The sequence below is a fragment of the Polaribacter sp. M10 genome (assembly GCF_054968445.1).
Window position 1 is genome coordinate 1 of record NZ_JBSSBG010000022.1, and the last position, 21,465, is coordinate 21,465.

The window sequence follows — 21,465 nt, forward strand, 5'->3', positions numbered from 1 at the left end:
AACAGTTTAACTACAACTGACCCTAAGTGACTGAAAGAATTCTTTTTATTGTAATGAAATTACACCTGTTTGCTTTAGAATAAGTCTATAAAATAGTCATTCATATTTTATGTAATGCAGACCCTTCAGGTTTTCAAAACCTGAAGGGTCTTAAGATAATTCATGCTAAAAGTGATTATTTTTGAAAGTAAATTCTGCAGATTTCCAAACCTTAACAATTTAAGTAAAACTACTCCTAAGAGATTGAAAGACTTCTTTTTATTGTTAAGAAACTACGACTATTTACTTTAGAATAAGTCTTTTATTATAGTCATTCATATTTTTATATTATGCAGACCCTTCAGGTTTTCAAAACCTGAAGGGTCTTAATCTAATTGATACTATATGCAATACTTTTTGAAAAGTAGATTCTTCAGATTTCTAAACCTGAACAGTTTAACTAAAACTACTGCTAAGTGACTGAAAGAATTCTTTTTCTTGTTAAGAAACTACGCCTGTTGCTTTACAATAAGTCTTTTATAATAGTCATTCATATTTTTATATTATGCAGACCCTTCAGGTTTTGAAAACCTGAAGGGTCTTAAGATAATTCATGCTAAAAGTGATTATTTTTGGAAGTAAATTCTGCAGATTTCTAGACCTTAACAATTTAACTACAACAACTCATAAGTGACTGAAAGACTTCTTTTTATTGTAATGAAATTACACCTGTTTGCTTTACGATAAGTCTTTTAAAATAGTCAATTATATTTTATATTATGCAGACCCTTCAGGTTTTTCAAAACCTGAAGGGTCTTATATCGGTTCATTCTAAAAATAATTGTTTATTCCTTTCATTAACCAATATTTTTCTATCGAAATGAGTTTCTATAAAATTTTTAACTCCATCAAATAACGCTAGTACTTCATCTCTTTTAATATTTGTCTTTTTTTGAGATATGATTAATTTATATGATGAATGTTTATACTTACTAAAGTCATTAGAAATTTGATGATGTTCTGGGTTAAGATGGATATAAAGAATAAGAGTCTTTAAATAGTTTTCATCTGTAATTTTGATTCTTTTAAAAGGTTTTTCAAATAAGCTTCCTGTTCTTCCGTATTTTTTATTCATTGCTTTGGTATAGGCGTTAAATAAATTTGAAAAATAACGAGAAGGGTTTTCGCAATTGTGATGAATTTTTAAAAGAATATGAAAATGATTTTTAAGAAGACAAAACGCATAAATATCTGAAATTGGTAAGAGATATTTTTTAACCAAACTTAAGAAATAGCTGTAATTATCTTCATCAAAAAAAATATTATCACCATTATTACCTCTATTATAGATATGGTAATAGTAATCTGATTCTACTTTTTCAATTTTCATAAACCTTATTTACAGACCCTTCAGGTTTTGAAAACCTGAAGGGTCTAATTTATTATAAAACCTGAATAACTCCCTTAAACAAAGCTATCATTTTTGGTTCAGCTTCACCAGCAACAGCAATGATTTCTGCAATATCTACAGGTTGTAAGTTTTTCGGATCGCATTCGTCTGTTAATACCGAAATTGCTGCACATGGTACATTCAGTTGTTTGGCAACAATTACTTCTGGCACTGTACTCATACCCACAGCATCCGTTTCTAAAATTTGCAACATTCTATATTCTGCTCTAGTTTCTAATTGAGGACCTAAAACACTTGCATAGACACCATTATGCAAAACTATATTTTGTTCTTTGGCTATTGTTTTAATTTTAGTGTTGATTTTATCATCATAAGGCATTAACATATCAGCAAAAATATTACCAAAAGTATTTGCGCCTTTAAATGCTAATGGAGATTGACCTTGTAAGTTTATATGATCTTCTATCAACATTAAATCGCCTTTTTTGTAAGATAAATTAATGGCTCCTGCTGCATTAGAAATTAACAGATTTTTGATTCCTAAACCGTGCATTGTTCTAATTCCGTAAGTAACTTCCCAAGGTGTATACCCTTCGTATAAATGAAAACGACCAGCCATAACAATTACTTTTTTCCCAGACAACTCACCATAAATTAATTTACCTGAATGAAACTCTACAGTTGCCATAGGAAAATTAGGAATATCTTTATATGCAACTTCTATTTCTATAGAAATTTCATCAACTAATTTGCCTAATCCTGTGCCTAAAACAATCCCTATTTCTGGATTAGCTACCCCTTTTTGAGTTAAAAAATGGATGGTTTCTTTTAATTGATTTTGTTTGGTCATATTATATTAATTTTTCATTGCGAGTTTACAAAGCAATCTCTTTTTAAATAACAGATTGCTTCATCCGTTTCTCTTTCGCAATGACGTTTTTATTGTATTACTAATTTTTGTGTTTTCGTTTTACCATCAACATTAATCTTTACCAAATAAATTTAAAAGAAGAAACATCTATGGTATTCTTTGTGATTTTAGATTGATAAAAAACTTGTTTTCCTAAAACATTAAAAATACGAATTCCGACAGAAACAGCATCAATATTTGAAAGTTTAATCTGATTTTTTGCAGGATTAGGAAAGATAGATATGTTATCAACTTGAACCTCGTTAATGTTTAAAACTGAGCAATTAGTTGATGAAAAAGGGGTAAATGTGCCTAAATCCCAAAAATGATCGAACTCTAAGCAATAGAAAAACACTTTATCAAAGTTGGTGATATTTTTATTTTCTGGAATGGCTACAGTAAACGTTTGCCTGCCAGAAGCTTGTGTTAAACCAATTTCGAAATGGTTTAAATTTGCTATTAAAGTAGTTGCCAAAACCTCATCAGAAATTCCATTAGAATCTACCAAAAAAGCTCTAACATCTGGCCCAGGAGCTGTACTATAATTACTTCCTAGATTTAGTGTAATTGTATTATTGGTGTTTAAAATAAGAGTAACATCACCCACAATATTATAAGAATCTTGGTCTGGATTGTTACCAAAACCCGTTAATGTTTCTGCACATTGTGCATTAATTTGCAGGTAAGAAATGCTTAAAAAAGCAAAAAGTAAAAGTGTTTTCATATAAAATTAGTTAGAATTGATGAACGTTTCCATAATCTCTGGAATATCGATGATATCTTCATATACATCTATGTCGTTCTTCTCTTCTAATAATTTCACTTGTTGATGAATTAAATCTTGTAAAGTATCTTTTCGAACAGTTTCTGTTCCCCAATTTTTATTTAGAAATACTTGTGGATGCAACTTTTTCATCCCCAATAAATAATAACCACCATCTAAAGCAGGCCCAATAACAACATCATTTTTATCTAATTGACGGAATGCATTGTCGATATTTGTTGATGTTAAATCATACAAATCGCTACCAATAATAATGATTTTTTCATAGCCAGCCTCAAATCCGTTTTTAAAAGCATTGTGCATTCGAATGCCTAAATCATCACCTTTTTGTTGGTGTTTTTGATAGCTGTTATTATCCCAAATATCATTTTCTCTAATTTTCACAGAATAATAAACGGCTTTATCTGCATTTACTTTTGATGAAATATCTCTGGTTTTTTGTAATAAAAATTTATAGATTTCTAAGGCAGTTTCATCGCCAACAGTTTTTGCCAAACGTGTTTTTGCTTTCCCTAATTCTGGGTTTCTGGTAAATATTAATAGGAGGTTTTTATTCTTCATAATTTTTGTCATTTCAAAATTAGTTGTGATTTGGCAATCTTTTGACTAAAATGAGATTTCTCCATAAAGTCGAAATGACATTTGATTTATAATTTTCGACAAACAACTAATACACTTTCTTTCCTTTTTTTAGCCATTTGCTCCATTCCTTATTAAAAGTATGTATGTTTTCAGTGGGTTTACCTAAGGTATCTATTACTTTAAAATTGGTGTTTTTCCATTCAAAAATACCTCCATATAAATTATAGACGTTGGTGTAACCCGCTTTTATGAGTTTGTAAGCAACAGTTTCTGAACGGATTCCTAATGAGCAATAGACTACTATTTTTGCATTTTTATCTTTGGGTAATTTGTTTATTGTTTTTTTTAGATTAAAATTATCATAGCCCACGCAAATAGCATCTTTAAAGTGGCTAACTTGGTATTCTTTTTCTTCTCTAGCATCTAATAAAATAGCGTTGGTTTTTGGTAAAGCTAAAGTTTCCACAGACATATATGGAACGTTTCTTTTGTTCCATTTATGGAGTAGTTTGTCTAACTTTTTTTGTCCAAAAGTTGTTGAACTGATTATTAAAAAAAGGATGAGTATTTTTTTCATTTTTAAATATTTCAAAGTGTCATTTCAATCTTGTAGAGAAATCTTAAATATTAGATATTATTTTTCAACTTCACTTATTTGCTTTGCAAGCTACTTTCAATCAAAATATATTTTGATTTCAGTAATTCTTAAAATGACACTTAACCAAAAGCTAATGCCTAAAAGACTAACAAGAACATCAGCAACATCCACCACCATCATAATGATAGGTACTTTCTGAAATAAAAATATCGTCTCTACCCAAAGCAGCTAAAGCTCCTGCAGTTTTATCGCAAATGGCTAAGGGTTGATTTTTTAGTAAAACATGACCAGCATTGTCATCAAAATAATCTTCATCACCAAAATAAATAGCCGCTTTTCCTGTAAAAATACAAGGGCCGTCTGCTGGCATTGGGTCTTTTATGGCAGCAACTTCTATAGACTCTATATAAATCAATTCGTCTGTTGGATAGTTCTTAGGGTCTAAGATTCTATATGGTTTTCTTGCTCTAATTTCAATTGTTCCAAAACCAGCATCTGTAAGGGCTTTTACATAATCTGCTATTGACAAACTACCGCTTAAACACAAAGCACGCAATCGTTCGTCATTACGCAATTCATCATTCATTTCTTGCTCGCAAGTTGGGTCGCTCATTACCAATTTACCATGAGGTTTTAACACTCTGTACATTTCTGCAATGGCTTTCTTTAAATCGTCTGACTTAAAAATATTGAACAAACAATTTTGAGCAGCAACATCTATGGAATTGTCTTCAACAGGTAAATCCATAGCATCGCCTTTGCGTAAATCTACAAACTCACTTTTAAACCAATCGTTTTGTTCTTCTGCAATTGTAAAGTTTTTTCGAGAAGCCTCTAACATTTCATCAACAACATCTAGCCCGATAACGCCACCTTTATTTCTGTTAAAATAGGCAAATTGTAATAACTCCATTCCACCACCAACACCCACGTATAGCATTTTTGGATTGTTCGCTAAATCTCTTGCATGCACAGTAGAACCACAACCGTAATTCATTTCTTGCATTATTCTAGGAATCTTAAGACCTGGTAATTCCCAAATAGGATTTGTAGTACAGCACAACCCAACATCTGGTGTTAATGCTGCCTCTTTGTATACATCTTTTGTAGTTTCTAAATAACTCATTTGTTGTTTGTTTTTTTACTATCCTGCAAGGTTTCATAAACCTTTAAGGTATATTTTATTTAAAACTTGACAAGGAATCCTCATTCTTCGGAAACACCTTGCAAGAGATTGTTAGGCTACAGTTCCTTGACAGCTGCTACCTGCACCTGCTGTGCAACCATAACAATGTTGATTGATAATGATATTTCTATCCTGAAGAGTTTCTTCATTATAATCTTTAATGTGTTTTACTTTACTTGCAACTTTTAAATTTAGCATTTGGTTAAAATCGCAATCATACAACCATCCATCCCAACTTACAGAAAGGGTATTTGTACACATTACATTGGCTACAGCAGCAGGATTGTAAGCATCAACCAAAGCAAACATATAATCTTCGTAATTTTCTGATGCAATTAAATAATCTAAAAAACGACTGATAGGTAAATTTGTGATGGCAAACAAACTATTAAAATTGATATTAAAATCCGCCTTTAGCGCTTTTTTAAAATCACGTTCCAAGCCCATTTGATCTCCAGGTAAAAAGGCTCCTGAAGGATTATACACCAAATCTAATTTTAAATCAGAATTTGGCATTCCATAACCAACCGCATTTAGTTCTTGTAAGGCTTTAATTGATTTATCAAAAACTCCATCACCTCTTTGTTTGTCGGTTTTTCCACGTGTCCAATGAGGCATAGAAGAAACAACATGAACGTTGTGTTTTTTAAAGAACTCTGGTAAATCGTAGTATTTTTTATTGGCTCTGATAATGGTTAAATTAGAACGTACAATAAAATCTTTAATTCCTGCTTTTGAAGCTTCTTCTACAAACCATCTAAAATTAGGATTCATTTCTGGAGCGCCACCAGTTAAATCTAACGTATGTGCACCCGTATTTTTAATTACATCCAAACATTGCTGCATGGTTTCAATAGTCATAATTTCTTTTCTGTCTGGACCTGCATCTACATGACAATGTTCGCAAACTTGATTGCACATATAGCCCAAATTAATTTGAAGAATTTCTAATTTTTTAGGACGTAATGGAAACTGATTGGTTTCTTTTATTTTAGTGGCAAATGTGGGCAATTCTCCATCAGCAAAAATTCCGTTTGAAAGAATTTCTAATTGACGAGAAGTGTTTGCAATGTCGTTATTTCTTGCTTTTAAAGATTTCTTCATTTAATTACGAATGTAGAATTATGAATTACGAATTGAGTTTTTCAACTCATAATTCGTAATTAAAAATTTATTTAATAAGATCCTTCGTAAACTCAGGATAAGCGATTCACACAATTTTTGCAGACAGCAAAAAATGGTTCTCTGCTTACATCTCCAACTTATTCACCTTGTTCATCATTTGTACGCCATGCACCAAAGTTGCACCACTTTTTATGGCAGCACCCACGTGAATGGCTTCCATCATTTCTTCTTTGGTGATACCTCTTTGCAAACCATCTTTTGTATATGCATCTATACAATATGGGCATTGTTCTGTATGCGCTACAGCCAAAGCAATTAAAGATTTTTCGCGAGCAGAAAGTGCTCCTTCTTCAAAAACTTTTCCATAATAATCGAAAAACTTGTTACCAAGTTCTTCACTCCATTCTGTTATTTTACCGAATTTTCTTAAATCGGCTGCATCATAATATGATTTTGACATATAATATTTTTTAAAAAGGATGAAAGATACAAATTGTTTCAAAAACTTATCCGCAAAAATAGCAAGTCTACTTTTCGTTTAAAGCCCAATTGTATGTTAAATAATTAATCTTAGCATTGGCTTTAATTTCTACCTCAGAATATTGATTTAAATAATCGATTAACGATCCGTTTTTGGTAAAATCTTCTTTAAACCAATCGAAAATAGATGATATTTGAATTTTCTTTTTTGATAATTTATTTCTAGAAACATCATTTACAAAATCTTTCATTAATTGTGTTAATTCTGTTTCTACATTTTCTTCTGTAAATGCCTTATTTCCTAATTTAGGACAAGAACCCGAAGCACAATTTACACCCACATGAATTTTAGGATCGAAGATTTTTTTACGTAAAATTTGATGCTCTATAAAATCTAACGTATAGGTTTTACCCCCTACTTTAGCAAAAGGAATTTTCCAAGCAGTTTTGCCATCTTTTTTAATATCCATAATAGATTTTAAAGGATAATGCTCTAAAATTAATTTGATTGTATAGGCATTATACGCATTAATCCAAAAGGCTTTTTGCTTATTTTCTGACCAAGAATTTTTGGGTGTAGTTTTTTCTAAATAAGAAAGATAACTATCTAATTTTAATTCATCTGCTTTAAAAGATTTGTAGTCTACAATTCCATTTTCAGAAACGTGTTTTTGCAATAAATCATTAAAAATTGATGTCTGTGCTTTTGCCTGAATTATAGCAAAAAATACAAGTGATAAAATTAGTGCTTTTTTCATTTTTGTAATTTCTGATTTTTTAGACGCATACATTTATCAATAATTACAGAAATTCATCAAAATTATTCCAAACCAATTTTATCAACTTCATTATCAATATTTAACAAAACTCCATCATCAATTTCTTGATTTATTTTTAACTTAAATCGATATCGAAAAGCATAAACAACAAGGTATAAAATTGGGGTATCTAAAAACGCAATCATCATTTTAAAAATTACACCACTTATAAAAAGACCTAGAAAATTGGCCCAATCTATAATTCCGAAAGAACATAACAGCAATAACACTGTGAGTGTATCTATAATTTGTGATGAAAATGTAGAAAAATTATTACGCAACCAAAGATGTTTACCTTGGGTTAATTGTTTCCAGAAGTGATAGACTTTTATATCGATAAACTGCGCAAATAAATACGCCAACATAGATGCCAAAACTGCCAAAGGTGCTGCTCCAAAAACGTTTACAAATATTCCATCGTTTATAGGAGACCAGCTTGTTGCAGGCGCTTCTTTAGAAATATAAATGATTAACAACGAGAAAAAAGATGCAAAAATACCAGCAATAACTACATCATTCGCTTTTCTTTTGCCATAAATTTCTGATAAAATATCTGTAATTAAAAAAGTAATCGGGTAAGGTAATAAGCCCACAGAAACCTCAAATAATTTTGTATCAAAAATTTCGATATCAAAAGGATACCAATAAAAGAATTTTTGAAAAATTAAATTAGATGTTACTAATGATGCTATAAATAATGCAGCAAGAATTAGATAAATTTTATTGGCAAGTTGCTTGTCTTTCGCTGTCATTTAGCGAATTTACAAATTTTTGACAAGTAAGAGATTTATCTAATTTTAAAACTGTTTTTATTTTAAACGATGTAAATACATACTCACCACATTTTCTAAACCTAAATACAAACTTTCTGCAATTAAAGCGTGGCCAATAGAAACTTCTGCTAAATTAGGAATGTTCTCTTTAAAAAACTGAACATTGTCTAAACTTAAATCGTGCCCAGCATTTATACCCAACCCTAATTGATGCGCTAAAACAGCAGCTTCTGTATAGGGTTTTACAGCCTCTTTATTTCCTTTTTCGAACTCACTTGCAAAATGCTCTGTATACAATTCAATTCTATCTGTACCTGTTTTTGCAGCTGCTTCTATCAATTTTAAATCGGTGTCTATAAAAATAGAAGTTCGAATTCCATTTTGTTGAAATTCTGCAATCACTTCTTGTAAAAAAGCTTGATGTTTAATGGTGTCCCAACCCGCATTAGAAGTAATAGCATCTACAGCATCTGGCACTAAAGTAACCTGAGTTGGCTTTACTTCTAAAACCAAATCCATAAAAGATTTTATGGGGTTACCTTCTATATTATATTCTGTAGTAACCGTATTTTTTAAATCTCTTGCATCTTGATAACGAATATGTCTTTCATCTGGTCTTGGGTGAATTGTAATACCTTCTGCGCCAAAATTTTCGATATCTGTAGCTACTTTTAATAAATTAGGCACATTACCACCTCTAGAATTACGTAAAGTTGCTATTTTATTAATATTTACACTTAACTTTGTCATTGTCTAAAATTAGGCGTCAAAGATAATTTATTAAATCATTTTATCCTATATTCGTAAAGAATGAATATTAACGATTATATATTAAAAGAAATTAAGGCACTTAGTTTAAAAACTACTGTAAAACGCGCCAAAAAGTTATTTAAAAATTACCCAATTACGCATTTTCCGGTAATTGAGGATCGTAAATTATTGGGCTCTTTTGCAGAAGAAGACATACAAACTATAGAAAATAAAGAAGAAGAATTGGTTGCCCATTCTTACTTAATGCATTCTTTTTTTGCTGATGAAAAAGCCACAGTTTTAGAATTATTAAAAATTTTTGCAGACAACAATACTACTATAATTCCTGTTTTAAACAAAGACAAAAATTATATGGGGTATTATGATTTATGTGATGTTTTAGATGTATTTTCTACAAGTCCTTTTATGATAGAAGAAAGCGAAACCCTAATTATAGAAAAACTAGAAACTGATTTTTCTATGAGCGAAATTTCGCAAATAGTAGAAGCCAATGGAGGTAAGTTATTGGGATTATACGTATCTGAAAAACAAAATAATTTTGTACAAATAACTTTAAAAATCGTTTCTGAAGAAATTAATGAAATGATACAAACGTTTAGACGTTATGATTATAAAATAGTATCAACCCACGAAAACGACATTTATTTAGAAGATTTAAAAAACAGATCAGAATATTTACAGAAATATTTAGAAATGTAACCAAATCAGTTTTTTTTATACAATTAAGCTGATTATTTTAAAAAGTATCAAATAAAAAAATGAAAAAAGTTGCAATTTATGGTCAGTCTTACTCCATTTCAGCAGAAAAAGAGATCAAGATTTTACTAGAAGTACTTCAAGAAAATAGCATTGAATGTTTTATAGAAAAACAGTTTTACGATTTATTGATAGAAGGCCAGATTTTAGATAAAAATTATCCGACATTTTCTCATTTTAACGACTTAAACACATCTTTCGACACTTTATTTACCTTAGGTGGTGATGGCACCATCTTAAGAGCAGTAACGTATATCAGAGATTTAGGCATCCCTATTTTAGGAATAAATACAGGGAGATTAGGTTTTTTAGCCACCATCAACAAAAAATCTATAAAAGAAAGCATCAACCTTATTTTAAAAGGAGAATATACCATTTTAGAAAGAACTTTATTAGAAGTAAAAACATCGCCCAAAACAGCAGAATTAGAAGAACTAAATTTTGCTTTAAATGAGGTTACTATTGCCAGAAAAAACACGACTTCTATGATTGGTGTAAAAACCAGTTTAAACAACGAATATTTAACCAATTATTGGGCAGATGGTTTAATTATAGCAACTCCTACAGGCTCTACTGGTTACTCTTTAAGTTGCAATGGCCCAGTTATTTCGCCTAATTCTAAAAACTTAATCATTACTCCAATTGCACCCCATAATTTAAATGCAAGACCAATGGTTATTTCAGATGATACAAGCATACAATTGGCCATAGATTCTAGAGAAAAAGACTTTTTAATTTCTTTAGATTCTAGAATTACTACCATACACAAAAACACCGCAATTTTTATTAATAAAGCAGCCTTTACTGTAAAAAGTATCATCCCTAATAATCAATCATTTTTACAAACTTTACGCAGTAAATTATTGTGGGGAGAAGATACTAGAAATGAAACCAATCTTTAACCATAAGTTTACAATAAAAAGTCAAAAATATAGTTATTCAAAAAAGACTGAATATTAACTTTACAAAGCAAATTGAAATCCCTATATTTGCTCGCTATTTTTTACGATGAAAAAAAGTATATTATTAATAATTTTTGTAAGCTTTTCTAATATTTTATTAGGGCAAGTGTATGAGGCAGGAATATTTGTTGGTGGCTCTAATTTTGTTGGAGACATTGGTAGAACCAACTACATTTACCCAAACAATATTGCTGGTTCAGCATTTTTTAAATACAATTGGAATCCTAGAATAGCATTTAGAGCAACGTATAGTTATTTACCAATAACTGCAAGTGATTTAGAAGCAGACACAGATTATAAAGTTAGTAGAGGCTTAACGTTCTCAAATACCATAAACGAATTGGCAATAGGTTTAGAATATAATTTTTATGAATATGACATTTCTACACCAGGTAAAACCTGGACACCTTATATTACTTTAGATTTGGCGGTTTTTAATTATAAATATATTGTTTCGGAAACAGCGCCAGAAGAATTTCTGTACGACACTAAGAATGGAGTTACGGTTCCTTTTGGTGTGGGATTTAAATCTAAATTAATTGGCCCTTTAGCTTTTGCTGTAGAAACTAAATTTAGATATTCGTTTGCAGATGATCTAGATTTTAATACAGAAAATGTAGAAAGATTAAATTTTGGTGGCACAAGTAAAGATTGGTATATGTTTACAGGCCTATCAATTATTTATACTTTTGGTAGACCACCTTGTTACACCCCAGGATTTTAATTATGGATAAAAAACTACTCATCGATTTACATAAAACCCCAAGACATGTAGCCATTATTATGGATGGTAATGGACGTTGGGCAAAAGGTAAAGGTATGAATAGAATTTTTGGCCACAGAAATGCCTTAACTGCAGTAAGAGAATCTGTAAAAGCAGCATCGCAAGTAAATGTAGAAGCCATTACTTTGTATGCATTTTCTACAGAAAACTGGAATCGCCCAAAATTAGAAGTAGACGCTTTAATGAGTTTGTTAATAAACTCGTTAAAAAAAGAGTTGCCAGAATTTATGGAACAAGGGGTAAAAGTAAACTCTATTGGTTCTATAGAAACACTACCTGTAAAAGCTCAAAAAGTTTTAAACGATGTAATTTTTGAAACTAGAAACAACAAAGACATTGTATTAACCTTTGCTTTAAGCTATGGTGCTAGAGAAGAAATTGTTAATGCAATCAAAAACATATCTAAAAAAGTTGTTAATAAAGAACTCGATTTAGAAAAAATAGATGAAAATACTATAAATAACCATTTATATACATTTAATTTGCCCGATGTTGATTTAATGATAAGAACTAGTGGAGAACAACGCATTAGTAACTTCTTATTATGGCAGTTGGCATATGCCGAATTATATTTTACAGATGTACTTTGGCCAGATTTTAGACAAGAACATTTCTATGAAGCCATCATAGATTATCAGAATAGAGAAAGACGATTTGGAAAAACAAGCGAACAAATTACAGAATAAGATTACTATCAATTTAAGTTCTGTTGCATTAGTGCTTTTAGCACTATTTTTTAGTTTTAGTGCAAACGCACAAACAAAAAAAGATTCAATTACTAATAACCTTTCTTTTGAAAAAGGTAAAGAATACATTTTAGGTGGTATTTCTGTTACAGGTTTAAAAAAGTTTAGCGAAGAAACTGTAAAAGTATTTACAGGTTTAAGAAACGGACAAACCATAAAACTTCCTGGTGATAAACTTACCAGTGCCATTAAAAAATTATACGAAAGTAAGCAGTTTAGTAATGTAGATGTTTTTTTAGCAAAAATAGATGGTAACACAGTATACCTTCAGTTCGATGTACAAGAGTTACCGCAATTAAATGAAATTACCATTAGCGGTATTAAAAACTCTAAAGCAAAAGAATTAAAAAAAGAAGCTGAGTTAAAAAAAGGAGCTATGGTTACAGACAATTTAGTTGTAACTACCAAAAACTACTTCACAAAAAAATATACAGACAAAGGTTTCTTAAAAACCAAAGTTAATTTAGATATTAAAAAAGATACTTCAGATAATAACGTTGTTAACATGAATGTATTTATTGATAAAGGATCTAAAATTAAAATTAAATACATCTTTTTTAACGGTAACAAAGCCATTTCTAACAAAAAGCTTCGAAAAGCCATGAAAAACACCAAAGAAAAAATGATTGGTCGTTTTTGGAAAGGATCTAAATATATAGAAGAAGATTATCAAGCAGATTTAGAAAGCATTTTAGACAAATACAGCAGAATTGGTTACAGAGATGCACGTATTTTAAGCGAAGGCATTACGTGGAATGAGGATAATACCATCAACATAAACATAGACATTGAAGAAGGTAAACAATATCGATTTGCAGATATATTATTTGTAGGTAACAAAGAATATACAGACGAGCAATTACAACAAGTTTTAAGAATTGAAAAAGGTGATGTATACAATGGAGCTGTTCTTAAAGAGCGTGTAAAAGGTGATGACTCACCAACCTCTGATGATTTATCTACGCTTTATCAAGATAATGGTTTCTTATTCTCTCAAGTAAATGCAGTAGAAACAAAAGTAGAAAACGATTCGATTACTGTAGAAATTAGAATTCGTGAAGACGAAAAAGCAAGAATTAGAAAAGTAACAGTTTCTGGTAATGATAAAACCAATGACCATGTTATTTTTAGAGAATTACGTGTTAAACCAGGAGATTTATTTAGTAGAACTAACATTATTAGATCTATTAGAGAAATTGGTCAGTTAGGGTTCTTCGATCAAAATGTAACACCAGATGTAATTCCCGATTATCAAAATAAAACGACAGACATCAATTTTAATGTTGTAGAAAAAGGAGGAAGCCAAATAGAACTACAAGGTGGTTATGGTGGTGGATCTTTTATAGGTACATTAGGGTTATCGTTTAACAACTTTTCTATTAAAAACATTTTTAATAAAGAAGCTTACAAACCTTTACCTATGGGTGATGGTCAATCATTAGCATTAAGATTACAAACCAGTAGAACTTATAATACCTATAGTTTTTCTTTTACAGAACCTTGGTTAGGAGGTAGAAAACCTCAATCATTATCTTTTTCTATTTATTCATCAAATCAATATCAATATGATTTTACAACAGGTATTGTAGATAAAAGTCAAAGTTTAGGTATTGTTGGTGCATCTTTAGGTTTAGGTAAACGTTTACAATGGCCAGATGATTACTTTCAACTATCACAAACTATTAGCTACCAAAGTTTTAATTTAAAAAACTATGGTTTTAGAGTAGGTACAGATGTTTTAAGCAATGGTACTTTAAATAACCTAGCTTATAACGCAACACTTAGCAGAAATTCTGCAGGGCCAAGTTTAATTTTCCCAACTTACGGTTCTGAATTCTCTTTAGGTGTTAAGGCTACCTTACCTTACTCTTTAATTAATGGTAAAGATTATTCAGAGTTAGATCCAGCAGAAAAATACAAATGGTTAGAATATTATAAAGTTACAGCAAAAGGAAAATGGTATACTTCTTTTACAGATAAATTAGTATTAATGACCAATGCAGAATTAGGTTACTTAGGATATTACAACTCAGAATTAGGACAAAATCCGTTTGAAAGATATTTTGTTGGTGGAGATGGTATTGCACAATTTCAATTAGATGGTAGAGAAACTATTGGTTTAAGAGGTTATGAAAACAACCAATTATCTTCTGCTGAAGGTGGTACAATTTATAACAAATTTCAAATGGAATTAAGATATTCTATTACAGATTCGCCTTCTGCATCCATTTATACCTTAGGATTTTTAGAAGCGGGTAATTCTTATGACAATTTTGAGACATTTAATCCGTTTGAATTAAAACGTTCAGCAGGAGTTGGAGTTAGAATCTTTATGCCAGCATTTGGTTTATTAGGTATCGACTTTGCTCACGGATTTGATCCTTTACCAGGACAAATTGAAAAATCTGGCTGGCAAACACATTTTATTATCGGAAGACAATTCTAGGAAAACTGTACATTTGTAATGTCCAAAGTTTTTTTGGCATGGTTTTTTCTAAATACAATATACAAATGAAAAAAATATTTTTATTAGTCGTTCTTTTATTTAGTGTTACAACATTTTGGTCGCAAAGAAATCAAATTATTGCTTATATAGATATGGAATACATTCTAGAAAATGTTCCAGAATATATACAAGCACAAAATACATTAGACGCTAAAATTTCTAAATGGAGAAAAAAATTAGACACACAAGCACGCCATATAGAAGTTTTAAAATCTGATTTAGCAAATGAAAAAGCAATTTTAACCAAAGACTTAATTGAAGAAAAAGAAGAAGAAATAACAATTAAGCAAGAAGAGTTAAGAAGATTAGAAGATTTGTATTTTGGGCCTAAAGGCGATATGTTTTTAGTAAGAAAACAATTGGTAAAGCCAATTCAAGATCAAGTTTACAATGCCATACAAAGTATTGCGAAAAGAAAAAAGTATGATTTTGTTTTTGAAAAATCTACTGATTTGGTTATGCTATATTCAAATAAAAAATACGATATTAGCGACCTTGTTTTATCTACCATAGACAGAACAAGATTAGCAGACCAAAAAAAGGCAGAAAGAAAACAAAGAGCAGCACCAAGTAGCAAAGAGTTAACAGATGCACAAAAAGAGATTCTAGCAAAAAAAGAACAAGCGCAAACTGATAAAGAAGCAGCTTTAGCAAAAAAGAATGCAGAAAAAGAAGCTAAAAAATTAGAGATAGCAGAAAAAAGAAAACAATTACAAGCACAAAGAGAAGCAAAGAGAAAATTATTAAGAGAAAAAAAAGAAGCTGCTAGAAAAAAGAAAGAAGAAGAACAAAAAGAAAACGAAGAAGAAAATTAAACAAAAAAGACAAGAATAATAATTAAATTAAAACAAGAATGAAAAATTTAAAAACGTTACTATTAATTGCTGTATTTACTTTAGGATTAGGTGGTGTTGCAAATGCGCAAAAGGTGGGGCACATAGACTTTGAAAAGTTAGTTGCAGAAATGCCACAAACTAAAAAATTAAAGTCTGATATTGAAAAGTTAGGAAAAACTTATTCAGATGAGGTAGAAAGTATGGCGAAGAAGTTAGATGCCAAAATGAAAAAATATACTGCAGAACAAAATGCTCAAACTAAAGAAATTAACGAAATTAGAGCAAAAGAAGTACAAGAAGATAACCAAAGATATGAGCAGTTAAGACAAACAGCATATCAAGAAATGCAAAAGCAACAAGCAGAAGGTTTAAAACCAATTATCGAAAAAGCTCAAAAAGCAATTGAAGAAGTTGCAGCAAGCAAAGGTATTGTATACGTTTTAGATGCTTCTATGGGTAAAGGCTTACTAGTTAAAAAAGGAGAAGATCTTTATGCAGCTGTAAAAGCAAAATTAGGATTCTAATAAAGAAAGACTGTAAAACATATTAAAAACCTACTTTTTTTAAAGTAGGTTTTTTTATTTTTACCATCATATGAAATCAAATAATTTTTCTATTGGAGTTTTCGATTCTGGTATTGGAGGCACTTCTATTTGGCAAGAAATAACCTCGCTTTTACCTAAAGAAAATACTATTTATCTTTCTGATAGTAAAAATGCACCTTATGGCGATAAGAGTAAACAAGAAATTATTGATTTATCTATAAAAAACACACAATATTTACTTGATAAAAATTGCAAATTAATTGTAGTAGCCTGCAATACAGCAACCACAAATGCCATTAAGGTTCTAAGAAATAAATTTAAAATTCCGTTTATAGGTATAGAACCCGCTATAAAACCAGCCTCTTTAAAAACAAAAACCAACATCATTGGCATTTTAGCTACAAAAGGAACTCTAAATAGCGATTTGTTCGAAAAAACTTCAAGTAACATCAACAAAAAAATAATTATTAAGGAAACCATAGGAAAAGGTTTAGTTGAGTTAATAGAAGAAGGTAAAATCAATTCTTTAGAAATGAGTAAATTACTTTCTTTATACTTAAATCCGATGTTAGAAGAAAATGTAGATTGCTTAGTTTTAGGTTGTACACATTATCCTTATCTAATTCCTAAAATTAGAGAAATTATTGGTGATAAAATTGAAATTATTGATTCTGGACAAGCTGTTGCCAAACAAACTAAAGCGATTCTAGAAAAGCATCAACTTTTAAATACTGATGATATAATGGGTACACATCAATTTTACATCAACAAAAACAAAGAAGTTTTAGAATTGATCTTATCGAAAAACAACAATAAAAATATTACAGTAAAGCAACAGGATTTTTAAAATCCTCCAAAAGCTGAATTAATATTAGGACATGCAGCAGCTCTTGGCTCTTGTGTCCATAAATTGATCCCTAAAGAAATTTGATGAAATCCTGATGTGGTTAAAACAGTATCATTCATCTGATTTGTATAGGTATAAGAAAACATTAAGTTTTGATAATTGACACCTACAATTGGCGAAATAAATTGAGCATTTTCTATAGCATTGGCATCAAAACTTCTTCGATAAGAAAGCGCTGCCCAAAATTGAGTTTTAGAAAAGGTTTTGTAAGCTTTTAGGTTAAAGTCTGCAATTCGTTCTCCTGTACTTTCTCTAAACTGTAACATTACAGAAGGCTCAAAATGTACAAAAAGATCTTCGCCAAAATAATAACCTGCAGATAAAATGTAATTTCTTAAATCTAAAGGTTCTTGAATATTTAGATTGTTTTTTGCGGTTAACAATAAATTTTTAACGGTAAAATAAGATGAAAACCCTCCTAAATGATAAGCTACACCAAAATCGGCATTATAATAACTGGTACTTTCTACCACTCTAGAAATTGTTGGATCTCCTGTAAAACTAGTTTGGTCTGATTGATTTTGCACAAAACTAAAGGCCAATCCAAACGAAAGTTGATTAAAAACTTTGCCATTACTCATTGGTAAATGGTATGCATATGCGCCTTGAATTCCTTTCTGAGAGTGAAAACCGTTTTTATCATTAAATAAAACAACACCAAAACCTGCATTCGAATATTCATTAAATTTAGAATGAAAACTCATGGTTTGCAAAGCTGGTGCATTAGGTATCCCTGCCCATTGTTGTCTTGCTGTAAAACGCAATTTACTAGAATTACCAATACCTGCTGCAGATGGATGTACTAAATAAACATTATCCGAAAGATAATCTTGATAAATTGGTAAGGTTTCTTGAGAATTACTTTTTAATGAGAAAAGAAAAAGAAATAAAAAAGGGAAAACATTATTTAGCAACTTCATTAAAAGGATTATTTATTTAAAGCTACCAAATATATTCAATTTAAAAGAAATATTACTTTTAATATTATAGTTTTAACACAAATAAAAATCGAATAAAATTATATTTTAACCAGAAAATCTAATTTTTCTTCTGTATTGTAAGATAATTTAGAAAATAAGACATTCGCTACAAATATTATGTTCACCACATAAAAGGTCTAAACAAAAAAAACCGAGCACAATGCTCGGTTCTTTTTACGATACTCATTATTTTATTATTGTTTTATAAACTTAGCTGTACCAGTAGCATTATTAATATTATATCTAATTAAATAAATACCAGAAGCTAAATTAGAAACATCTATAGATTCGCTAGTTTTATTAATGTTTAAACTCATCACTTTTTTACCTAAAACATTAAATATTTGAGCGGTTTTAATATTTTCTGCTGCAGAAATAGTTAAGGTATTTACGGTTGGATTTGGATACATTTTTACACTTAATAAATCATTATCTAAAACACTTGCAGTTGCAGCATTAAATAGCATAATATCATCCATATAAAATGTAAAATCTGCAGAACCATCACCCATAATTCCGTTATCAAAAATGATCACTAACTTGTCATAAGAATTTGCTGAATTAATAGCAGCATAATCAAAAGTTAAGGTTTCCCATTCGTTTGCTACAGTAGTTGCTACTTCTTTTTCGAAAAATGTTGCTCCATTTCCTGAATCTTCTACTTTTAACAACACTTTTGCGCCTACTCTTGGCGAAAATACTTTCATTGAAAAAGTATCGTTGTTGGCAAAATCCATTGCAGCACCCATAATAATAGAACTACCACCCCAAACTTGACCTGCATGCTTTACCATTTTACCAACATTTGCAGAACTATTATTTGCATTGCTATGTGGATTTGATTCTGTACTTACTGCTCCACCATCAAAATCTCCCCAAGTTGTAGCGCTTTCAAAATCTAAAGGTAAATTAACAGTTGGTACAACTGCACCAGAAGAAGACAAAGCAATATCATCTATATAAAATGTAAAGTTGGCAGAACCATCTCCCATTGTTCCATTATCAAAAATGATGACTAACTTATCATAGGTATTAGTTTTACTAATTGCAGCATAATCAAACGTTAACGTTTCCCAAGCATTTGCTACTGTAGTTTCTACTTCTTTTTCGAAAAATGTTGCTCCATTTCCAGAATCTTCTACTTTTAATAACACTTTAGCACCTACTCTTGGTGAATATACTTTCATTGTAAAAGTGTCGTTGTTTGCAAAATCCATTGCAGCACCTAAAACAATAGAACTACCTCCCCAAGTTTGACCTGCATTTTTTACCATTTTACCAACATTAGCAGAACTATTATCTCCATTATTATGAGGATTAGTTTCTGTGGTTACTACTCCACCATCAAAATCTCCCCAAGTTGTAGCACTTTCGAAATCTAATGGTAAGTTAACAGTTGGTACTGTAACACCTGTAGTTGTTAACGTAATATCATCTATATAAAATGTAAAGTTAGCAGAAGCATCACCCATAGTTCCATTATCAAAAATGATAACTAACTTATCATAAATATTTGTTTTGCTAATTGCTGCATAATCAAAGGTTAATGTTTCCCATGCGTTTGCAACTGTAGTTTCTACTTCTTTTTCGAAAAATGTACCAGCATTTCCAGAATTTTCTACTTTTAATAAAACCTTAGCTCCTGCTCTAGGAGAATATACTTTCATGGTAAAAATATCGTTGTTTGCAAAATCCATACCTGAACTTAAAAGAAGTGAACTACCTCCCCATGTTTGCCCAACACTTTTAACCATTTTACCAACATTAGCAGAACTATTATCACCATTATTATGTGGGTTTGTTTCTGTAGTTACTGCACCACCATCAAAATCCACCCAAGTTGTTGCGCTTTCAAAATCTACAGGTAAAGCAACTGTTGGTACTACAACACCAGAAGAAGACAATGCAATATCATCTATATAGAATGTATAATTTGCAGAACCATCACCTTCAGTTCCATTATCAAAAATTAAAACTAGTTTGTCGAACACACTGGTTTTACTGATTGCTGTATAATCAAACGTTAAGGTTTCCCAAGCATTTGCTACTGTAGTTTCTACCTCTTTTTCGAAAGCAGTTCCACTATCTGCAGAATTTTCTACTTTTAATAACACTTTTGCACCTACTCTAGGCGAATAAACTTTCATTGTAAAAGTATCGTTGTTTGCAAAATCCATACCTGAAGCCATTGTAATTGAACTACCTCCCCAAGTTTGACCCGCATTTTTAACCATTTTACCAACGTTAGCAGAACTGTTATCACCATTATTATGAGGATTTGTTTCTGTTGTTACTGCACCACCATCAAAATCTACCCAAGTTGTTGCGCTTTCAAAATCTAAAGGCAAAGAAGCTGAACCAGCTACAGGTGCTGCAGGTGCATCAGTTAATTTTTCTGCGTTAAATTTAACGTTATCAATATAAATAGTGCTTCCTTCTGCTCTATCTGGCATATCTTGTGTCCAATCTACAAAAATTACCATTTGAGAAATATTTGTTAAATCTCCATTTGGGTTAATTCCAGAAAGATCGAAAGTTAACGTTTGCCACTCATCTACCACTGTATTACCTACATTTTGATCTGTAATTTGAAATGATGTACCTCCTGTATTCGTTCCCATTTTTATACCAACAGTACCCACATAGTTTTTATTAACATCCATACTTAATGTTAAATTTGATGGAACTGCCATATCTATTTTCCAAGTACCAAAAGCTGATTGTTCCCAACCATTATTAACACCAGCATAAAAAGCATTACCTGGCCCCATAACTACTTTTAAAACTTTAGAAGCTGTTGCATTAACTCCGTCTAAATCTGGATTGTCTACAATTTCTGCAGCTGCTGGTTGATTATCGAAAGTAAGCCAATTAGAAGCAATACCATCTGGTTCATCTGCTTCAAAATCGAAAAGGTATTCTTGTTGTTGAGAAAACCCTAAAGATGTAATCATAAAAATGACTAGTAAAGTAATTTTTTTCATTGTTTATAGTTTATAATTAATATGTATCAATGTTACTAATAA

21 protein-coding genes are annotated in these 21,465 nt (G+C 30.6%); 8 read left to right on the forward strand and 13 right to left on the reverse strand.

What is annotated here, in order from left to right; translation table 11 throughout:
• Window positions 1-805: 805 nt before the first annotated feature.
• The 11 genes from ACWYN7_RS15170 to ACWYN7_RS15220 form a co-directional block, all read right to left on the reverse strand.
• Complete coding sequence (locus tag ACWYN7_RS15170; protein ID WP_462860817.1) at window positions 806-1,369, reverse strand: transposase; 564 nt, start codon at window positions 1,367-1,369, stop codon at window positions 806-808.
• 52 nt (window positions 1,370-1,421) lie between these two features.
• Window positions 1,422-2,240, reverse strand: a complete 819-nt coding sequence (locus tag ACWYN7_RS15175; RefSeq protein WP_462860818.1) for a purine-nucleoside phosphorylase — start codon at window positions 2,238-2,240, stop codon at window positions 1,422-1,424.
• 139 nt (window positions 2,241-2,379) lie between these two features.
• Window positions 2,380-3,024, reverse strand: coding sequence for a DM13 domain-containing protein (locus ACWYN7_RS15180; protein ID WP_462860819.1), 645 nt, complete (start codon window positions 3,022-3,024; stop codon window positions 2,380-2,382).
• Window positions 3,025-3,030: 6 nt separating this feature from the next.
• Window positions 3,031-3,645 carry a TIGR04282 family arsenosugar biosynthesis glycosyltransferase gene (locus tag ACWYN7_RS15185; protein ID WP_462860820.1) on the reverse strand — a complete coding sequence of 205 codons (615 nt, stop codon included), beginning with the start codon at window positions 3,643-3,645 and terminating at the stop codon, window positions 3,031-3,033.
• A gap of 106 nt (window positions 3,646-3,751) precedes the next feature.
• Window positions 3,752-4,243: a rhodanese-like domain-containing protein gene (locus tag ACWYN7_RS15190; protein ID WP_462860821.1), complete on the reverse strand. Its 492-nt coding sequence runs from the start codon at window positions 4,241-4,243 to the stop codon at window positions 3,752-3,754.
• Window positions 4,244-4,421: 178 nt separating this feature from the next.
• Entirely contained in the window at window positions 4,422-5,390 is a 969-nt protein-coding gene (gene arsM / locus ACWYN7_RS15195; RefSeq protein WP_462860822.1) for an arsenosugar biosynthesis arsenite methyltransferase ArsM, read from the reverse strand.
• 111 nt (window positions 5,391-5,501) lie between these two features.
• On the reverse strand, window positions 5,502-6,554 hold the full coding sequence (gene arsS / locus ACWYN7_RS15200; protein WP_462860824.1) for an arsenosugar biosynthesis radical SAM (seleno)protein ArsS: 1,053 nt from the start codon (window positions 6,552-6,554) through the stop codon (window positions 5,502-5,504).
• A 145-nt stretch (window positions 6,555-6,699) separates the two neighbouring features.
• Window positions 6,700-7,035, reverse strand: a complete 336-nt coding sequence (locus ACWYN7_RS15205) for an arsenosugar biosynthesis-associated peroxidase-like protein (protein ID WP_462860825.1) — start codon at window positions 7,033-7,035, stop codon at window positions 6,700-6,702.
• Between the two features lie 67 nt (window positions 7,036-7,102).
• The gene (locus ACWYN7_RS15210) at window positions 7,103-7,813 is read right to left on the reverse strand and encodes a DUF547 domain-containing protein (protein WP_462860826.1); all 711 of its coding nucleotides are present in this window, start codon (window positions 7,811-7,813) and stop codon (window positions 7,103-7,105) included.
• 62 nt (window positions 7,814-7,875) lie between these two features.
• Entirely contained in the window at window positions 7,876-8,625 is a 750-nt protein-coding gene (locus tag ACWYN7_RS15215; protein WP_462860827.1) for a queuosine precursor transporter, read from the reverse strand.
• Between the two features lie 57 nt (window positions 8,626-8,682).
• On the reverse strand, window positions 8,683-9,396 hold the full coding sequence (locus ACWYN7_RS15220; RefSeq protein WP_462860828.1) for a pyridoxine 5'-phosphate synthase: 714 nt from the start codon (window positions 9,394-9,396) through the stop codon (window positions 8,683-8,685).
• Window positions 9,397-9,456: 60 nt separating this feature from the next.
• On the opposite strand from ACWYN7_RS15220, the gene ACWYN7_RS15225 reads away from it, so the two are divergent.
• From ACWYN7_RS15225 to murI, 8 genes are all read left to right on the forward strand, one after another.
• The gene (locus ACWYN7_RS15225; RefSeq protein ID WP_462860829.1) at window positions 9,457-10,116 is read left to right on the forward strand and encodes a CBS domain-containing protein; all 660 of its coding nucleotides are present in this window, start codon (window positions 9,457-9,459) and stop codon (window positions 10,114-10,116) included.
• A gap of 59 nt (window positions 10,117-10,175) precedes the next feature.
• Complete coding sequence (locus ACWYN7_RS15230; RefSeq protein ID WP_462860830.1) at window positions 10,176-11,075, forward strand: NAD kinase; 900 nt, start codon at window positions 10,176-10,178, stop codon at window positions 11,073-11,075.
• A 106-nt stretch (window positions 11,076-11,181) separates the two neighbouring features.
• Window positions 11,182-11,859 (forward strand): type IX secretion system protein PorG, encoded by a 678-nt coding sequence (porG, locus tag ACWYN7_RS15235; protein WP_462860831.1) that lies wholly within the window; start codon window positions 11,182-11,184, stop codon window positions 11,857-11,859.
• A 2-nt stretch (window positions 11,860-11,861) separates the two neighbouring features.
• Window positions 11,862-12,605, forward strand: a complete 744-nt coding sequence (locus ACWYN7_RS15240) for an isoprenyl transferase (protein ID WP_462860832.1) — start codon at window positions 11,862-11,864, stop codon at window positions 12,603-12,605.
• The gene (gene bamA / locus ACWYN7_RS15245) at window positions 12,574-15,111 is read left to right on the forward strand and encodes an outer membrane protein assembly factor BamA (RefSeq protein WP_462860833.1); all 2,538 of its coding nucleotides are present in this window, start codon (window positions 12,574-12,576) and stop codon (window positions 15,109-15,111) included. The genes ACWYN7_RS15240 and bamA overlap by 32 nt, the downstream gene beginning before the upstream one ends.
• Window positions 15,112-15,176: 65 nt before the next feature.
• Complete coding sequence (locus tag ACWYN7_RS15250) at window positions 15,177-15,986, forward strand: OmpH/Skp family outer membrane protein (RefSeq protein WP_462860834.1); 810 nt, start codon at window positions 15,177-15,179, stop codon at window positions 15,984-15,986.
• A gap of 38 nt (window positions 15,987-16,024) precedes the next feature.
• Window positions 16,025-16,531 carry an OmpH/Skp family outer membrane protein gene (locus tag ACWYN7_RS15255; protein ID WP_462860835.1) on the forward strand — a complete coding sequence of 169 codons (507 nt, stop codon included), beginning with the start codon at window positions 16,025-16,027 and terminating at the stop codon, window positions 16,529-16,531.
• 70 nt (window positions 16,532-16,601) lie between these two features.
• Window positions 16,602-17,399, forward strand: a complete 798-nt coding sequence (gene murI, locus ACWYN7_RS15260) for a glutamate racemase (protein ID WP_462860836.1) — start codon at window positions 16,602-16,604, stop codon at window positions 17,397-17,399.
• On the opposite strand, the gene ACWYN7_RS15265 is transcribed toward murI, so the two are convergent.
• Both ACWYN7_RS15265 and ACWYN7_RS15270 read right to left on the reverse strand, forming a co-directional pair.
• Window positions 17,396-18,379 carry a PorP/SprF family type IX secretion system membrane protein gene (locus tag ACWYN7_RS15265; RefSeq protein WP_462860837.1) on the reverse strand — a complete coding sequence of 328 codons (984 nt, stop codon included), beginning with the start codon at window positions 18,377-18,379 and terminating at the stop codon, window positions 17,396-17,398. The two genes, murI and ACWYN7_RS15265, sit on opposite strands and share 4 nt — an antisense overlap.
• Before the next feature lie 254 nt (window positions 18,380-18,633).
• Complete coding sequence (locus ACWYN7_RS15270; RefSeq protein ID WP_462860838.1) at window positions 18,634-21,423, reverse strand: T9SS type A sorting domain-containing protein; 2,790 nt, start codon at window positions 21,421-21,423, stop codon at window positions 18,634-18,636.
• Window positions 21,424-21,465: the final 42 nt, after the last annotated feature.

Bases quoted from the DNA above. Each gene is read 5' to 3' on its own strand.
- ACWYN7_RS15170 (WP_462860817.1), bottom strand. From the start codon at position 1,369: ATGAAAATTGAAAAAGTAGAATCAGATTACTATTACCATATCTATAAT.
- ACWYN7_RS15175 (WP_462860818.1), bottom strand. From the start codon at position 2,240: ATGACCAAACAAAATCAATTAAAAGAAACCATCCATTTTTTAACTCAA.
- ACWYN7_RS15180 (WP_462860819.1), bottom strand. From the start codon at position 3,024: ATGAAAACACTTTTACTTTTTGCTTTTTTAAGCATTTCTTACCTGCAA.
- ACWYN7_RS15185 (WP_462860820.1), bottom strand. From the start codon at position 3,645: ATGAAGAATAAAAACCTCCTATTAATATTTACCAGAAACCCAGAATTA.
- ACWYN7_RS15190 (WP_462860821.1), bottom strand. From the start codon at position 4,243: ATGAAAAAAATACTCATCCTTTTTTTAATAATCAGTTCAACAACTTTT.
- arsM (WP_462860822.1), bottom strand. From the start codon at position 5,390: ATGAGTTATTTAGAAACTACAAAAGATGTATACAAAGAGGCAGCATTA.
- arsS (WP_462860824.1), bottom strand. From the start codon at position 6,554: ATGAAGAAATCTTTAAAAGCAAGAAATAACGACATTGCAAACACTTCT.
- ACWYN7_RS15205 (WP_462860825.1), bottom strand. From the start codon at position 7,035: ATGTCAAAATCATATTATGATGCAGCCGATTTAAGAAAATTCGGTAAA.
- ACWYN7_RS15210 (WP_462860826.1), bottom strand. From the start codon at position 7,813: ATGAAAAAAGCACTAATTTTATCACTTGTATTTTTTGCTATAATTCAG.
- ACWYN7_RS15215 (WP_462860827.1), bottom strand. From the start codon at position 8,625: ATGACAGCGAAAGACAAGCAACTTGCCAATAAAATTTATCTAATTCTT.
- ACWYN7_RS15220 (WP_462860828.1), bottom strand. From the start codon at position 9,396: ATGACAAAGTTAAGTGTAAATATTAATAAAATAGCAACTTTACGTAAT.
- ACWYN7_RS15225 (WP_462860829.1), top strand. From the start codon at position 9,457: ATGAATATTAACGATTATATATTAAAAGAAATTAAGGCACTTAGTTTA.
- ACWYN7_RS15230 (WP_462860830.1), top strand. From the start codon at position 10,176: ATGAAAAAAGTTGCAATTTATGGTCAGTCTTACTCCATTTCAGCAGAA.
- porG (WP_462860831.1), top strand. From the start codon at position 11,182: ATGAAAAAAAGTATATTATTAATAATTTTTGTAAGCTTTTCTAATATT.
- ACWYN7_RS15240 (WP_462860832.1), top strand. From the start codon at position 11,862: ATGGATAAAAAACTACTCATCGATTTACATAAAACCCCAAGACATGTA.
- ACWYN7_RS15250 (WP_462860834.1), top strand. From the start codon at position 15,177: ATGAAAAAAATATTTTTATTAGTCGTTCTTTTATTTAGTGTTACAACA.
- ACWYN7_RS15255 (WP_462860835.1), top strand. From the start codon at position 16,025: ATGAAAAATTTAAAAACGTTACTATTAATTGCTGTATTTACTTTAGGA.
- murI (WP_462860836.1), top strand. From the start codon at position 16,602: ATGAAATCAAATAATTTTTCTATTGGAGTTTTCGATTCTGGTATTGGA.
- ACWYN7_RS15265 (WP_462860837.1), bottom strand. From the start codon at position 18,379: ATGAAGTTGCTAAATAATGTTTTCCCTTTTTTATTTCTTTTTCTTTTC.
- ACWYN7_RS15270 (WP_462860838.1), bottom strand. From the start codon at position 21,423: ATGAAAAAAATTACTTTACTAGTCATTTTTATGATTACATCTTTAGGG.